This is a genomic window from Paractinoplanes deccanensis (assembly GCF_016862115.1).
Taxonomy (GTDB): Bacteria; Actinomycetota; Actinomycetes; order Mycobacteriales; family Micromonosporaceae; genus Actinoplanes; species Actinoplanes deccanensis.
In genome coordinates this window covers 39,011-54,127 of sequence record NZ_BOMI01000186.1, presented here as the reverse complement: position 1 = coordinate 54,127, position 15,117 = coordinate 39,011, and the positions used below count along the sequence as shown (strand labels likewise).

General features: G+C 73.0%; 10 protein-coding genes and 1 pseudogene. 7 read left to right on the top strand and 4 right to left on the bottom strand.

Annotation, left to right across the window (positions count from 1 at the left end):
* Positions 1–3: 3 nt before the first annotated feature.
* Positions 4–720: an SDR family NAD(P)-dependent oxidoreductase gene (locus tag Ade02nite_RS43915; RefSeq protein WP_203777136.1), complete on the bottom strand. Its 717-nt coding sequence runs from the start codon at positions 718–720 to the stop codon at positions 4–6.
* Between the two features lie 86 nt (positions 721–806).
* Between Ade02nite_RS43915 and Ade02nite_RS43910 the strand changes: the two genes are divergently transcribed.
* The 3 genes from Ade02nite_RS43910 (at position 807) to Ade02nite_RS43900 (ending at position 5,518) form a co-directional block, all read left to right on the top strand.
* Positions 807–1,253, top strand: a complete 447-nt coding sequence (locus tag Ade02nite_RS43910; RefSeq protein ID WP_203777134.1) for a MarR family winged helix-turn-helix transcriptional regulator — start codon at positions 807–809, stop codon at positions 1,251–1,253.
* Positions 1,254–1,282: 29 nt separating this feature from the next.
* Positions 1,283–1,678: a hypothetical protein gene (locus Ade02nite_RS43905; RefSeq protein ID WP_203777132.1), complete on the top strand. Its 396-nt coding sequence runs from the start codon at positions 1,283–1,285 to the stop codon at positions 1,676–1,678.
* Between the two features lie 156 nt (positions 1,679–1,834).
* A complete protein-coding gene (locus Ade02nite_RS43900) occupies positions 1,835–5,518 on the top strand; it encodes a SpoIIE family protein phosphatase (RefSeq protein WP_239169490.1) in 3,684 nt (1,227 codons plus the stop codon).
* A 74-nt stretch (positions 5,519–5,592) separates the two neighbouring features.
* Here the strand turns inward: Ade02nite_RS43900 and Ade02nite_RS50525 are convergent, their stop codons facing one another.
* Entirely contained in the window at positions 5,593–6,636 is a 1,044-nt protein-coding gene (locus tag Ade02nite_RS50525; protein WP_203777130.1) for a helix-turn-helix domain-containing protein, read from the bottom strand.
* A gap of 189 nt (positions 6,637–6,825) precedes the next feature.
* On the opposite strand from Ade02nite_RS50525, the gene Ade02nite_RS43890 reads away from it, so the two are divergent.
* Positions 6,826–9,681 carry a M4 family metallopeptidase gene (locus Ade02nite_RS43890; RefSeq protein ID WP_203777128.1) on the top strand — a complete coding sequence of 952 codons (2,856 nt, stop codon included), beginning with the start codon at positions 6,826–6,828 and terminating at the stop codon, positions 9,679–9,681.
* 119 nt (positions 9,682–9,800) lie between these two features.
* Complete coding sequence (locus Ade02nite_RS49995; protein ID WP_239169489.1) at positions 9,801–11,357, top strand: serine/threonine-protein kinase; 1,557 nt, start codon at positions 9,801–9,803, stop codon at positions 11,355–11,357.
* Positions 11,358–11,478: 121 nt separating this feature from the next.
* Here the strand turns inward: Ade02nite_RS49995 and Ade02nite_RS49990 are convergent.
* Positions 11,479–11,889 (bottom strand): annotated as a pseudogene (locus tag Ade02nite_RS49990) (DedA family protein); the annotation flags it as partial.
* A gap of 151 nt (positions 11,890–12,040) precedes the next feature.
* Between Ade02nite_RS49990 and Ade02nite_RS43875 the strand changes: the two are divergent.
* Both Ade02nite_RS43875 and Ade02nite_RS43870 read left to right on the top strand, forming a co-directional pair.
* Complete coding sequence (locus Ade02nite_RS43875; protein WP_203777124.1) at positions 12,041–13,255, top strand: sensor histidine kinase; 1,215 nt, start codon at positions 12,041–12,043, stop codon at positions 13,253–13,255.
* Positions 13,252–13,941: a response regulator gene (locus Ade02nite_RS43870; RefSeq protein ID WP_203777122.1), complete on the top strand. Its 690-nt coding sequence runs from the start codon at positions 13,252–13,254 to the stop codon at positions 13,939–13,941. The genes Ade02nite_RS43875 and Ade02nite_RS43870 overlap by 4 nt, the downstream gene beginning before the upstream one ends.
* Here the strand turns inward: Ade02nite_RS43870 and Ade02nite_RS43865 are convergent.
* Positions 13,904–15,028: an acyltransferase family protein gene (locus Ade02nite_RS43865; RefSeq protein ID WP_275409993.1), complete on the bottom strand. Its 1,125-nt coding sequence runs from the start codon at positions 15,026–15,028 to the stop codon at positions 13,904–13,906. The two genes, Ade02nite_RS43870 and Ade02nite_RS43865, sit on opposite strands and share 38 nt — an antisense overlap.
* Positions 15,029–15,117: the final 89 nt, after the last annotated feature.

Genomic DNA, 15,117 nt, shown 5'->3' with positions numbered 1-15,117 from the left:
GGCTCAGGCGAGCCGCGCCAGGATCTGCTCGGCTTCGGCGCTGGTGCGCAGAGACACCTCGCGGCTCGCTTCTCCCGGCGAACGGGACAGCGCGACCGCGACGGTGCCGATCTGCTCGGCGCTGACCCAGGACGGCTCGCCCGGCAACACGCGGGTCCGGACGGGGCCGAGCACGAGCGCGTGGATCCGCTGCTCGTCGCCGGCCTCGGCGGCGAGGACGCGCCGCATCATCAGGACGGCGGCCTGCTCCATGCTGACCAGCCCGCTGCCGGGGACGGGGTGGAGAGCCGATTCGCCGACGACGATCGCGTACGAGCCGCGACCGCTCAGCCGCGGCAGGACGGCCCGGGCGACCGCCATGTGGGTCGTGGCCAGCCCGGTGAAGGCGGCGTCCCAGTCCGCGGCGCCGATCTCCCAGAGCCGCTTGCCCGCCCACCAGCCGCCGATCGGCGCCACCACATCGTCGATGCCGCCGAACCGCTCCCGCATCGTGGCGGCGAGCGTCTCGGCGCCCTCGAAGGTCGCATAGTCGTGCGCGAACAGGTGCAGACGATCACTCGCCGCGTCGCCGAGCAACTCGCGGAACTCGTCCGCCCGCTGCTCGGTGCGGGTCGGCACCACGACGATCGCGCCGGCCGCGAGATAGGCGCGCACCACCCCCTCGCCGACAGCGCCGCTTCCACCGGGAACGAGGACCCGCCGGGTCGCTTCCTCCGCCATGACTACTCCTTGGTCATACCAATGTTGGTGGAACCAACGTATCTGACTTCCGTTGGTTCCACCAACAAAGTGATTAGGATGACGTCATGACCGAACCCGGGCCGCCGGCCCTGCTCCGCACCCTGGTCAGCTGGCAGACCGGCCGGGTCTCGACGCTGGGCGCCCGCCTCACCGCCGCCCGGATGCCGCTCGAAGCGCGCTCCGACTTCGCGGTGCTCGCCGCCCTCCAGGAGTACGGCGAGCTCAGCCAGGCCGAGCTGGGCCGCCGGCTGGGGCTGGACCGCAACAACGTCAACGGCATCGTCACGCGCCTGGAGAACAACGGGCACGTCGAACGGCGCGTCGACCCGGCCGACCGGCGGCGCAACATCGTCGACGCCACCGACGCCGGCTTGCGATACCTGGACGACCTGAACGCGCGCGCTCTCGACGTACAGGATGAATTGCTCATCGCCCTTGACCCCGGGGAACGTCAGCAGCTGCAAGCGTTGCTGGAGAAGGTCCTCGCCAGCCATCCGGCCCAGCCCGCCTGAGGTGACGGCCCCGCGGCTGCTCAGAGAAGATGGAGCCGCTCCGGTTCGGCACCGTCCCGCTCGCGCACATAGATGGCTCCGCCGGCTCGCTGGACGCGCCGCGCGAACCGGCCGCCGAAGCGGTGCGCCAGTTGCAGCGGCACCGCGCCGTGCAGGGTGAGGACGTCGAGCGCATCGGCCAGCGAGTTCGCCACCAACGGGCCGCCGAAGTAGAAGCCGGCATTGGCCACGACGATGCCGACGCCGATGCCGGCCGCGGCCAGCTCCCGGGCGAACTGTTCGCCGATGCCGGAGGAGGCGCCGGTGACGACCGCGTATCGTCGGCGCTCGCCGGCGTCCCGTTGCTCCCCGCCCTGCGCGAGATCCTGGTGATGCCGGCTCGGCTCGGCGCCACCGCGGCCGGCCCCGGCTCTCCCTGCTCGTGATCGCCGAGGGGACCGCCCTGCTGGCCCGCACGGCGACAGACCCCGAGACCGCCATCGCCGCCGTCGACGCGGCCCTCGCCGGGCTCCGTCGTCCCTGAGACGACCGCCGTCCGGCCACGATGAATTCTTCGGGCTTCGCGTGGGTAGCGTTGCTCCGTGACAAATGACCTCTTCGCCGGCGGCGGCGCCGCGGGCCGGCTGATGAGCCGGCTCGACTGGCCGGCCACCGACGTGGGCCCGGTGGAGACCTGGTCGCAGAGCCTGCGGGCGGCCGTCCGCATCGTGCTGTCGTCCCGCTACCCCATGTTGCTGCTGTGGGGGCCGAACTACACCCAGCTCTACAACGACGCCTACTCCGCGTTGATCGGCGACAAGCATCCGGACGCGCTCGGCGGCGACGTCCGGGTCACCCTGGCCGAGGGCTGGGACGTCCTGGAGCCGTTGATCGCCGAGGCCAAGGCGACCGGCGTGGCCAGCTGGGTGCCGGCGTTGCAGCTGGCGCTGGACCGGTCGGGCTACCGCGAGGAGGCGTACTTCAGCGTCTCGCACGCGCCCGCCCGCGACGACGACGGAACCACCGCGGGCATCCTCACCGTGTGCAGCGAGGTCACCGAGCAGGTGGTCGGCGAGCGCCGGCTCCGGCTGCTGCGCGACCTCGCCGTGCCGGCCGGCGGCCGGGCGGCCGACGTCGAGCGGGTCTGCGCGCAGCTCTGCGCGGTGATCGGCGAGCACCTGATCGACGTGCCGTTCGCCGCCATCTACCTCCGCGAGGGCACCCTGCTGCGCCGGGCCGCGGCCACCGGGCCGGAGGGTGTCGACGCGGTCCTGCCGCGCCTCGCCGGCCCGGCCGAGGACGGCTGGAAGCTGCATGTCGCGGCCGCCGGCGAGACCGTCGACGTCGCGGACGTCGCCGACCGGCTGACGGTCACCGGCGGCGCCTGGGACGATCCGGTACGCACCGCGGTGGTGCTCCCGCTGCCGTCGGCCGAGCGGTCCCAGCCGCTGGGTGTGCTGCTGGCCGGCGTCAGCCCGAGCCGGGGGCTGGACGAGACGTACCGGTCGTTCTTCGACCTGCTCGCGCAGCAGGTGGCGGTCGCCGTGCGCAACGCGCAGGCGTACCAGGAGGAACGCGACCGCGCCGCGGCGCTCGCCGAGCTGAACCGGGTCAAGACCGACTTCTTCACCAACGTGAGCCACGAGTTCCGTACGCCGCTGACTTTGATGATGGGCCCGTTGACGGACGCCCTCGCCGACGCCGGCGAACCGCTCGGGCCGGCCCAGCGGGATCGGGTGGAGATCGCCCTGCGCAGCGCCGACCGGCTGCTCTCGCTGGTCAACAACCTGCTCGCGTTCTCCAGCGTCGAGGCGGGCCGGGCGCAGCCACAGCTTCGGCCTGTCGACCTCGCCCGCTACACCGCCGAGCTCGCCGGCGTCTTCCGCGCGGCGGTCGAGCGCGCCGGCCTGCGCCTGGTGGTGGACTGCCCGCCGCTGCCGTACACGGTGGCCGTCGACCCGCTGAACTGGGAGAAGATCGTCACCAATCTGCTGTCGAACGCGCTGAAGTTCACCTTCGTGGGTGAGATCCGGGTGCGGCTGGAGGCGGACGCCGGCACGGCCTGGCTGACCGTGTCGGACACCGGCATCGGCATCGCCGCGGAGGATCTGCCGCACCTGTTCGACCGCTTCCATCGCGTACGGGGTGCGCAGTCCCGCAGTCACGAGGGCAGCGGGATCGGCCTGGCGCTGGTCCGCGAGCTGGCCCGGCTCCAGGGGGGCGACGCGACGGTCCGCAGCACACCCGGCGCCGGCTCCACGTTCACGGTCACCGTGCCGCTGGTCGTGGCCGCCAGCCCCGAGTCCCCGCCCGATTCGCCGGAGATCTCGACCATGTCGGCGGCGCGCGCGGCAGCCGGCGAGGCGGCCGGTTGGCTCGACGTCCCTCCCGCCGCCCCCACCGCCCCGGCCGAACCGGGCGCCCGGATCCTCGTCGCGGACGACAACAGCGACATGCGTGCCTACCTGAAGCGGCTGCTCACCGGGGAGCGCTGGCAGGTGGACCTGGTGCCGGACGGGCGGGCGGCGCTGGAGGCGATCCGCCGATTCGCGCCGGACCTCCTGCTCACCGACGTCATGATGCCGCGCATGGACGGCTTCGCCCTGGTCCGGGCCGTACGTGCCGACGAGGCCACCCGGGCGCTGCCGGTGATCATGCTGTCCGCCCGGGCCGGCAACGAGTCCGGCGTGGAGGGCCTGGAGGCGGGCGCCGACGACTACGTGGTCAAGCCGTTCACGGCGGCGGAACTGGTGGCGCGGGTCCGCAACACCCTGCGGCTGGCCCGGGTCCGCGCCGCACACACCCGGCAGCTGTCCGCGCTCGCCGACACCGCCGCGGTGATCGCGTCCGGCCGCGCCCTCGAGGAGGCGTTCCAGGCCGTCACCGAGCAGGCGCGGGCGCTGCTCGAAGGCGTCGCGGCCGAGGTCGTGGTCACCGGCGGCGACGAGCGCCCGGCGCTGCGGTTCACCTCGGGCGCCCCGGACGTCCCCGCCGACGGGCCCGGCATCGTGCGTGCGGCGATCCGCGGCCGGGAGGGCGAGGAGATCGGCGCCCTCACCGTGCTGGTCGGCGCGGCGCGCCGGCCCAGCGATCAGGAGCGGGGCCTGCTCGCGCCGATGGCGAACATGCTCGCCGCGCTGGCGCAGACCGGCTGGCAGCTCGAGCACGACCGTCAGCTCGTCCTGACCCTCCAGCAGAGCACCCTGCCGGAGAACCTGCCCACGCTGGACGGCTGGGACCTGCAAGCGGCCTACCGGCCGGCCGCCGGGCGCGTCGGCGGGGACTGGTACGACGTCGTGGTGCTGCCGGACGGCGACGCCGTGATCAGCATCGGGGACGTGGCCGGTCACGGGCTGGGCGCCGCGGTGATGACCGGCCAGGTCCGCAACGCGGTCCGGGCCTACGCGGTGGAGGACGCCGCGCCGGCCGCCGTCGTCACGCGGGTGGCCGCGCTGCTCGATCGCCTCGGTACGCCGTTGCTCGCCACCCTGTTCGTGCTCCACCTGCGCCCGGACACCGGCGACTTCTCCTGGTGCAGCGCCGGGCATCCCACCCCGGTGCACTCCGGCCCCGAGCGAGACACCCACCTGGTCGAGGGGGCGGTCGGGCCGCCGCTCGGGCTGCGCCGCGCGTCGTACCGGCAGAACGACGGATGCCTGCCACCCGGCGCGCAGCTGCTGCTCTACACCGACGGCCTGGTCGAGAACTTCCCCGCCTCGATCGACGACGGGCTGGACCGGGTGCGGCGGCGCAGTCAGGAGGTGTACGCCGCCGACGGGTCCACGACCGCCGTCCTCGACACCGTGCTGGCCGGCGTGCCCCAGCCGCAGCGCGACGACATCGCGGCAGTCGTCCTGCGCCGGCACCCGGTGACCGGCGAGCGGGCCGCCGCCCACGTGCCCGACCTGCATGTCACGTGGGTGTATCCGCTGGAGCCGTCGGCGGCGGGCATGATGCGCCAGGACCTGCGCACCGCCCTGAGCGACCACGACATCGACTCGGATCTGCTGTACGACCTCCAGGTGGCCGCCACCGAGGCGGTCAACAACGCGGTGGAGCACGCCCAGCGGCCCAGCCGCCGCGAGGTGGAGGCCGAGTTGCGGGTCCTCGACGGCACGGTCCGCATCGTGGTGCGCGACTTCGGCGGATGGCGAGCCCGCCCGGCCGTCCGCGACCGAGGCCGGGGAGCCTTGCTGATGAGCGCCTACGGCGACGTCCGGGTCGTCCCGACCGCCACCGGCACCACCGTCACGATCGAACGCCGCTGGCGCGCCCCGGGCCGATGACGCCCCGCCCCGGGAACCGGCAAGCCTGACAGACAGGTACTCGTGGCCGAGCATCCGCCGCGGAGCGAGCTGGATCACCGGGACGGCGCCGGCTCCGGCTGGGGTGTGCTGTCGTCGTGGTCGCTCAGCCAGCCCCGCTTCGCGGCCAGCACGGCGATCTGGAAGCGGGTCCGGGCGCCGAGCAGGGCACCCGCGTCGCTGATGTGCTGCTGAACCGTGCGGCGGCTCACGTCGAGGATCCGGGCGATCGTCTCGTCCTTCATGCCGACCGCCATCATGCGCAGGATCTCCCGTGTTCGCAGGTCTCGCCCCGACAGCGGCAGGCCGTCATCCACGTCGGACACGGTGTGCCGCCGCGCCAGCGACACCGGCTCGGCGCGCTCCCACACGCTCTCGAACAGCGCCGCGAGCGCCGTCACCAATGCCGGCGAGTGCACCACCAGGGAGCCCGCCGACGGGTGCTCTCCGCGGATCGGCAGCAGGGCGGCCGCCCGGTCGAAAACCACCAGCTTCACCGGGATCTGCGAGGTCAGCCGCAGTTCTCCGCCCCGGGTCGACCCGCGCAGGGCCGTCATGAGGGACACCGCGTCGGTGAAGCCGTCGGTCTCGTACACCGAGCGCATCCGCACGCCGGGTGTCATTCCCGCGGCCTCGGCGGACGCCGATCCCCCGGTCACGTACGGCGGCTTCGCCAGATGCAGCACCTCGAACGAGCTTCCCAGCAGCAACTGCCGGTAGCGCGCGGGCACCTCGTCCTCGCTCCTCAGCACCTCCACCATGTCCGTGGCGCTCGGCCCGGACACCGCCTCGTGCGCCTCGGAGAGCCGCTCCACGACGGCCTCGACACGGGCCAGTTCGGCGCGCCGCCGGGCCAGCAGGGCGCCGAGCGACGGTCGCGGCGGCGCGGCCGCCCAGCGCGGCACCGCACCGCCGATCCGCGACGCGAGCGCGGAGTCCACCAGGAGCCGCAGCGCTCGTTCCGCCTCAGCCGGTGACACCCCGGCCGCGGAGGCCACCTCGTCGCGGTCCGCCGATCGCACGGCCACCAGGTGTTCCAGCACGCGGCCGGCCAGCGGATCGAGACCCGTCGCCGACCACGGTGTGTCCGTTTCTTCCATGCGTCCTGGCATCCCTCCGACCCGAGGATGGCCGACGTCGATGAATCGGAGATTACGGATGTGTAAGAGTCCCCGGCATAGACGGGCGTGGCGGATCTGCTGGTTTGCGCAACTGCACAAGGTCGATCTTGTGGCGGCATCCGGCACCGGGGTGAGCTGGGCGCACCCACAACCTCGCAGGAGCACCAATTGCGTAGAGCCAAGGCATTGCCCACGCTGGCCGTCCTGGCGGCGGCCGCCATCCTCGGAACCACCGCTCAGGCCGCGAACGCGGCGACCCCGCCGGAGGCCACCCTTCCCGCCACCGTGGCCCCCGAGACGGACACGCCCGCCCTGGTGGACGACGTGGCCGACCCGGTCGACGCCACGGTCGCGCCGGACAAGGCCGCCAAGGCTCACCTCGCGAGCCACCGGGACCGCTACAAGATCGGCGATCCGGCCGGCACGCTCACCACGGCGAGCGTCGAGACGGAAGGCGAGCGGGAGACCGTCCGGCTGAACCAGAAGTACAAGGGCCTGCCCGTGTTCGGCGCCCAATACGTGGTGCGGACGGAGAAGACGGCCGGCAAGCGCACGGTCACCGGAACGTCGGGCACCTACTTCACCAACCTCGACGTCGACACGACCGTCACCCCGATCCCCGCGAAGGTCGCCGTTTCCCGGGCGGTCGACGAGGTACGCAGGAGCCTGCACCCCGGCGCGGCGGTGGTGGCCTCCGCCGCCGAGCTCGCCGGCACCGATCAGGGGCTGCTGGTCATGCCGACCGGCACCGGTGTGCTCGCACGGCGGGTGCTCGTCAAGGGCAAGGACACCGTCACCGGCCGGCCCGTGCTCCGCGACGTGTACGTGGGCGCCACGAACGGGGTGCCGCTTCTCAGCGTGAGCCGGATCAAGTCGTTCGTCGCCGATCAGAAGGTCGCCACCGCGCCGCAGGCCACGAAGACATCGGGCACGGCGGGCACCGGGACAGCGTCGGTCGCCGGGCAGGGCACCACCCTGCACGGCGCCACCGTGTCGCTCCCGCTCGTCCGGTCGGACGCCGGCTCGTACCTCCTGAAGGACCTGACCCGCAGCGTGCCGATCACCACCTGGGACGCCCGGGGCCGGGACTACTACGAGCTGATGGGCGGCCAGTGGCCCGAGGGCCTGGCGCCGTTCGCGTCGCCGACGACCACGCTCGGCGCCGACCTGACCGACGCCGGCGCGGTGGACGCCGCCTGGGACGCCGCGCAGGTGTTCGACTGGTACCAGACGAAGCTCGGGCGCAACAGCCTGGACGACGAGGGCATGCCGATCGACTCGATCGTCGGGATCACGTACGGCGGCTCGCCCTGGGTGAACGCGTACTGGGACGGCACCCGCATGGTGTACGGCAGTGGCGACACGGAGTATCTGCCGCTGTCCGCGGACCCGGACGTCGTGGGCCACGAGATGACCCACGGCGTGGTGGAGCACACCGCGAGCCTCGTCTACGCCGGGCAGCCGGGCGCGCTCAACGAGGCGATCGCCGACTACTTCGGCAACGCGATCGACGTCGACGTGTCGGGCACGCCGATGTCCGACCCGCGGGCCGGCCTGCTGGGCGGCGACCTCTGCCGTACGCTGGCTCCCGCCCAGTGCGCCCTGCGCGACCTCGACGACGGCGCCACCACGGCCGACTTCCAGCACCTCATCGACACTCCGTCGATGGACGACGGCGGCGTGCACCTCAACTCGACGATCGTCTCCGGTGCGCTGTGGGACCTGCGCCAGGCGCTCGGCAAGACGGTCGCCGACAAGGTGGTCTACCGCGCGCTCACCGACTACCTGACGCCCATGTCCGACTTCGTCGACGCGCGCGACGCGGTCATCGCCTCCGCCAAGTCGTTCCGCCTCGGCAAGAACGACCTCAAGGTGGTGCAGAAGGCGTTCGACTCCCGCGGGATCACCGAGAAGTGGGAGGAGAACCTGTACGGCAAGGGCACCGACGTCCTGATCGACCGGCTCAACACCGGCATGTACGCCGACATGAGGGCGAGCGTGGCGGGCGGCTGGTTCGCCGTGCCGCGTTCGGACGCGAACCGCACCGAGCCGACGTCGATCTGGGTCGGGCGGACGAACGGCAAGGGCACGCCGTACCGCATCTCACCGGACGACGGCAGCGTGCACAGCTTCCCGCACACCGACGGCAAGCGGGTGGTGTGGCTGTCGCTCGCGCTGGACCCGGACTCGCCGACGTACGAGACCAACCGCATCCTGTCGGCACCCATCGGCGGCGGCCCGGTGAAGGAGCTCTACAGCTCCCCGTACCGCGTCGACGGCCTGGGCTTCGACGGCGATGTCGTCGCGTGGAGCCAGTACGACCCGGAGCAGGGCTACCTGGACGTGGTGCGTTACCTGAAGGGCAGCTCGCGAACCGTCCACACCCTGGCCCACCCGGACTGGCGCGGTAGCGCGACGGCACCGAGCGTCAAGAACGGCAAGATCTCGTACGTACGCTACGAGAACTACGCCCAGCCCGACGCCAACGGCGTCTATTGGTCGCTGGGTGTGGAGGTCCACGACGTGGCGACCGGCCGGACGGTCTACGCCGGCGGCGACGCGGGCGCCGAGCGGATGAGCTACCCCGACCTGTCCACCACCGGGGTCGCCTGGATGACCGACCGCGACTACGGCACCATCGTCGACGGCGAGTGGACGCAGGGGGCGTACTACGACTCCGTGCGGCTCTTCGACCTCGCCACGCGCACCAGCCGCCTGCTGTTCGACGAGACCTCGCCGCAGGCGATCCGCGCGGTCACCGTCGCGGTGTCCGACACGACCCTCACCGTCACCGAGGAGGCGCCGGTGAAGGACTGGATCGAGACCGGCGGCTACCCCGGCAACGCGCTCAACCCGAAGCTGAAGCAGTACACGTTCCAGGGCAGGTACGTCGGCCCGGCGTCGTGCAGCCCGGGCGCCCAGATGTACGCGACGGCGGCGAAGGGCCGCGAGGTCGTCTACATGGACTCGTCGGCGTCCGGTTTCGGCCTGGCGCACGCGACGGGAGCCAAGTCCTGCAAGTGAGTCAGTGAGACGGAGCGGCGCGCTGGGACCTCTCCCCCGACGGTCCCGGCGCGCCGCTCCTGCTACATTGCGCCTCGCCACCGATGCGTCGATCGTGGGAGCGAGACCACCGCGTGCAGATGAAGCCCCTCCGGCCCCACGACCCACGCGCCCTCGGCGACTACGAGCTGCTCGGCCTTCTCGGCGAGGGCGGCATGGGCGCCGTCCACCTGGCACAGGACCGCGCCGGGAGAAACGTCGCCATCAAGATCATCCGGCCGGAGTTCGCCGCGCAGGCCGAGTTCCGCGGGCGCTTCCGCAGTGAGGTCAACCGGGCCCGGCAGGTCCCTCCGTTCTGCACGGCCGCGGTGCTCGACGCCGACCCGGACCACGAGACGCCCTACCTGGTCGTCGAGTACATCGACGGTCCGGACCTCGCCGAACGCGTCACCCGCGACGGCCCGCTCACCGATGGTGCTCTCTACAGCGTCGCGGTCGGGGTGGCCACCGCCCTCGTCGCCATCCACGGCGCCGGCGTCATCCACCGTGACCTCAAGCCCCGCAACGTCCTTCTCGCACCGGGCTTCCCCAAGGTGATCGACTTCGGCATCGCGCGGGCGCTCGAGTCGACGAGCGAGCACACCCGTACCGATCAGATGGTCGGGACGCTTTCCTACATGGCGCCGGAACGCCTGGACGGAGGCGCCGTCACGCCCGCGGTCGACGTGTTCGCCTGGGGCGTGCTGGTGGCCTACGCCGCCACCGGCCGTACGCCGTTCGCCGCGGACACGCCGACCGCCACCGCCGTGCGCATCCTGACGGCCGAGCCGGACCTGACCGGGCTCCCGGACGATCTCCGCGAGGTGGTCGGGCGGGCGCTGGCCAAGGATCCGGCCGGCCGCCCGTCCGCCCAGGACGTGCTCGACGCGCTGATCACCGGCCGCCCCGGTGCCACGCCGCCGCACCTGCCGCCACGCCTGCCCGCCAGGCCCGCCGCGCCCGCTCCGGCGCGCCGCCGGGCCCTCGTGGGCCTGATCGCCGCCGGCGCCGTCGCGGCCGGCGTGGTCGCCGCCGGCGCCCTGGTGCCGGCCTTGACCGCCGGCGACGGCAGCGAAGCCACCCCGCCGCCGTCCGGGAACCCGGCCACGCCGGCCGAGGTGCACATCGCCGACTCCCTCACCAGCGCCGGGCAGTGGCGCGACACGCGGACCGGCGACTACAGCTGCGAGCTCGGCCAGGACGGGCTGGCCGTCGTCACCGGGCCCGGCAACGACGGCGTCACCTGCCCCGGGCCGGCCACCGTCCTCGCCGGCAACCAGTCGATCAAGGTGCATTACGACGAGCTGAGCGACGACGCCTGCGCGCTCGTCAGGTTCCGGCACACCGGCCGAGCGGGGTACGAGCTGACCGCCTGCGCCGACGAGATCGCCGTCGCCGCCTACCCTCCCTCCGGGGACGTGCACACCATCAGCAGCGCGCAGCTGAACGACAAGCACGCCGCACGCCGCCGGCTCGTCATCGACATCGCCGACGACATCGCCACGGTGCGGCTGGACGGCGAGAAGCTGCTCACCGCCGTCCTGGACGATCCGGCGCTCGCCAAGGGCATGACGACCCTCGGCCTGGTCCAGCTGGCGGACGGGGACGACGGCTTCGTCCGCTTCTCGGACGTCGACATCCGGGCCACCAGGGGCTGACGCGAAGGCGGCCGGCGCGGGCGAGGATGCCGCCCACCACGAACGACAACCCCAGCCCGATCGCGATGCCGAGCAGCGGGTTGCCGGCGAAGGTGGCGCCGCCCAGCACGCCCAGCCCGGCGTGGTAGGCCGCCCACGCCACCGCGGCGATCGCCGAGGCCGGGCTGAACCGGGACAGCGGCACCCGAGCCGTGCCGCAGGCGAGGTTCGTCGTCAGGCGGCCACCCGGCAGGAACCGGGAGATCACGATCAGCGGGCCTGGCCTGCGCTCGATCCGCCGCCCCGCCGCGGCGACGGCCCGGCCGACCCGCGGGAAACGGCCGAGCAGGCGCGGCCCGGCGGCGGTGCGGCCCAGGCCGTACACGAGGTGATCGCTGATGAACACGCCGACGGCGGCCGCCAGGACGACCAGCAGCAGGTTCGGCGTGCCGGCGCGGGCGAACGCGCCGGCGGTCAGAACCGCCGCCTCGGACGGGACGACCGGCACGACGCCGTCCACGCCGACGAGCGCGACCAGCAGCGGATAGAGCATCGGCGAGGTCATCATCGGGCCGAGCAGGCTCATCAGGTCCATGCCGGCAAGCCTGATTCCGCGGCACCGGCGGAGACGTCATCCCCGGGAAGGGGGTCGTATCCATCGCCGGTCGGACGCCGGACACGGATCTTCCGGATACGGTTTGCGCGTGACAGCGACGATTGATCCCCGGCAACGCCGGCCGAATCTGTCGTGGCTGCGGTGGTGGCTGGTCGCCGGCGGGCTCGCGCTCGTCGCCCTGCCCGTGAACGCGGCGCTGTCCGCGCTGCAGTTCGGGATAACCCCGCTGGTCGCGGTGCTCACCGGCATCGCACAGGCCGCCGCGCTGCCACTGATCCTCGTCCGGCCGCGCGAGGCGACCGTGCTGCAACTGCTGGCCGTGGTCGTTGTCGCGGTGACCCTGCCGCCCGACTCGGTGTCGACGTGGCCGCTCACCGTGCCGGGCCTGCTGACGGTGATCGCGCACACCGGCCTGGTCGCGGCCCGCCGCGGCTGGGGCGCCGCGGCGCTGACCTGGTGCGTGATCTCGGTGCTCGTCCCGGTCGTGGCGCTGGTCGATCCGCGCGGCCGTTCGGTCGGCGACGGGCTGCTGATGGAGATCCTCTATCCGGCGCTGGCGGCGCTCGTCGTCGGCGTCGTCATGATGGTCCGCCGCTGGCGGGAGGTGCGCCGTGAGCTCGCCGACGCGCGCCGCGACATCGAGATCGAGCAGAACCAGCGGGCGGTCGCCGAGGAGCGCACCCGGATCGCGCGGGAGCTGCACGATGTCGTGGCGCACGGCATGTCGGTGATCCACATGCAGGCCACCTCCGCGTCGTACCGGATCGAGAACCTGGATCCGCGGGCGGAGGCGGAGTTCAAGCGCATAGCCACCGGCGCGCGGGAGGCCATGCGCGAGATGCGGCAGCTGCTGTCCGTGCTGCGGGCGGAGGGCGCCGATGCGGAGTTGTCTCCGGTGCCCGGCCTCGGCGGGCTGCCGGACCTGGTGGCGTCGGCGGAACGCGCGGGCCTGCCGATCGAGGTCCGGCACGCCGACGCCGTACGGACGGCCGCCGTGCCCGAGCGGGTGGCCCTGGCCGCGTACCGCATCATCCAGGAGTCCCTGAGCAACGTCGTCCGGCACGCGCCCGGTGCGCGTACCCTCATTGAGCTTGATCTTGAAGGAAGTGACCTGGTGCTGTCCGTTGTGAACGATGCCGCGCCGCGGCCGGCCGAGCCGATGGAGACGTCCGAGCTGACCGGCCACGGGCTGACCGGCATGCGCGAGCGGGTCCGGCAGGTCGGCGGGACGCTCGAGACCGGCGCCCGCGCCGGAGGCGGCTACCGGGTGGCGGCACGCCTGCCGATCGGCGCCGAGCAGTGATCCGCGCCCTCATCGTCGACGACCAGCCGATGATCCGGATGGGTATCCGGGCCATCCTCCAGGCGCAACCCGACATCGAGGTCGTCGGCGAGGCGGAGAACGGCCAGGCCGGCGTGGACAGCAGCCGCCGGCTGCGGCCCGACGTCGTGCTGATGGACGTACGGATGCCGGTGCTCGACGGGCTCGCCGCCACCCGCGCCCTGCTCGGCCCGGAGCGCCCGCCGGGTCACACGCCGCGGGTGCTGATGCTCACCACGTTCGACCTCGACGACTACATCTACGAGGCCCTGCAGGCCGGCGCCAGCGGGTTCCTGCTCAAGGACAGCGAACCGGACGACCTGGTCCAGGCCGTGCGGGTGGTGGCCGGCGGCGAGGCGCTGCTGGCGCCGAGCATCACCCGCCGGCTCATCGAGAGCTTCGTCGAGGCGCGACCGCGCCGGCCGGCCGGCGCGGTCGCGCTGAACGCCCTGACCGACCGCGAGCGGGAGGTCCTGCGCCTGCTCGCCCAGGGGCTGTCCAACACCGAGATCGCCGCCTCGCTGTTCATCTCGGAGCCGACCACCAAGACCCACGTCAGCCGGATCCTGCAGAAGCTCGGCCTGCGCGACCGGGTCCAGGCCGTGGTGTTCGGCTACGAGACCGGCCTGGTCACACCCGGGCGGCCCGGCCGGCCCGAGACTCGATAGGCACGGGCGCCGGGTGTTCGAAGCGGCGCACCAGCACGACGATGCCGGCCAGCACGAGCCCGAGCACCGGATACCAGGCGAGGCGGGCGGCGACCCAGCCCCCGCTCACGGGCGCGTCACCGAGGCCGGGCAGCGTGCCGAGCCGGCGCGCGACCTCCGAGACGCCGACGAGCGCCACCTGGTGCCAGCAGAACACGCTCATCGCGCTCAGGTTGAGCACGGTCACCACGGCCCAGACACGGGGACGGCGCAGGAGCCGCTCGATCCGGTGACGCAGCAGCAGCGCGGCGCCGGCCTGGATCGCGGCGAGGGCCGGCACCATCAGCGACGGCGGGTTCGAGTTGGACCGCACGGAGCCGGGCACGCTGACGATGCTCACCGGATAGTCCAGCACGGCGAGCAGGACCACGAACGTGGCCACGCCACCGGCCAGCAGGCCGGCCGCCACGCGGGGGCCGACCCGTCCCGCCGACCATGACACCCCCAGCTGGTAGGCGAAGAACCAGGCCGGCAGCACGCTCAGATAACCCACGGCGGCCGGCTCGGCGTCCGGGCCGAAGCGCATCAGGTCCACCACGGCCACGGCCGCGGCGCAGGCCAGGACGACTCGCAGGCCGCCGATCCGGTCGAGCACGAGGGCGTACGGGGTGAGCGCGGTGATCACCGCGTACACGCCCATGAACCACAACGGCTGCAGAAACAGCACCACGGTCGTCCGGACGGTTCCGGCCTCCAGCCCGGACAGGCTCAGCACCGCCAGCGCCACGGCCAGGATCACCGCCGCGGCGACGACCGGCCGCCCGATGCGCCACAGCCGGCGGCGCACCCATTGCGTGTCGGTCTCGCCGCGCCCCCGGGCACGGCGCAGCCCCTGCGCCGCCGTGTAGCCGCCGACGAGGAAGAACAGCCCCAGCATCTGCAGCAACCAGGTGGCCGGGTGCAGCCACTGCAGGGAGCGCATCGGGCTGTCGATCCGCAGGCCGCCGGCCGGGGTCGCGACCAGAGCGCCGACCAGCCAGTGTCCACTCACGACCCCCAGGATGGCCAGAGCCCGGAGCCCGTCGATGAATCTGTCCCGTTGAAGCATGATGCCCCTCCCGCTGTTCCGAGGCACCGAAGCTAGGAACCACCAGGGCACGTCCGCGTCGGACGCGAGATGTATGCGGCATGGTCCTG

Bases quoted from the DNA above. Each gene is read 5' to 3' on its own strand.
- Ade02nite_RS43865 (WP_275409993.1), bottom strand. From the start codon at position 15,028: ATGCTTCAACGGGACAGATTCATCGACGGGCTCCGGGCTCTGGCCATC.
- Ade02nite_RS43905 (WP_203777132.1), top strand. From the start codon at position 1,283: ATGGAGCCGCTCCGGTTCGGCACCGTCCCGCTCGCGCACATAGATGGC.
- Ade02nite_RS43915 (WP_203777136.1), bottom strand. From the start codon at position 720: ATGGCGGAGGAAGCGACCCGGCGGGTCCTCGTTCCCGGTGGAAGCGGC.
- Ade02nite_RS50525 (WP_203777130.1), bottom strand. From the start codon at position 6,636: ATGGAAGAAACGGACACACCGTGGTCGGCGACGGGTCTCGATCCGCTG.
- Ade02nite_RS43910 (WP_203777134.1), top strand. From the start codon at position 807: ATGACCGAACCCGGGCCGCCGGCCCTGCTCCGCACCCTGGTCAGCTGG.
- Ade02nite_RS49995 (WP_239169489.1), top strand. From the start codon at position 9,801: ATGAAGCCCCTCCGGCCCCACGACCCACGCGCCCTCGGCGACTACGAG.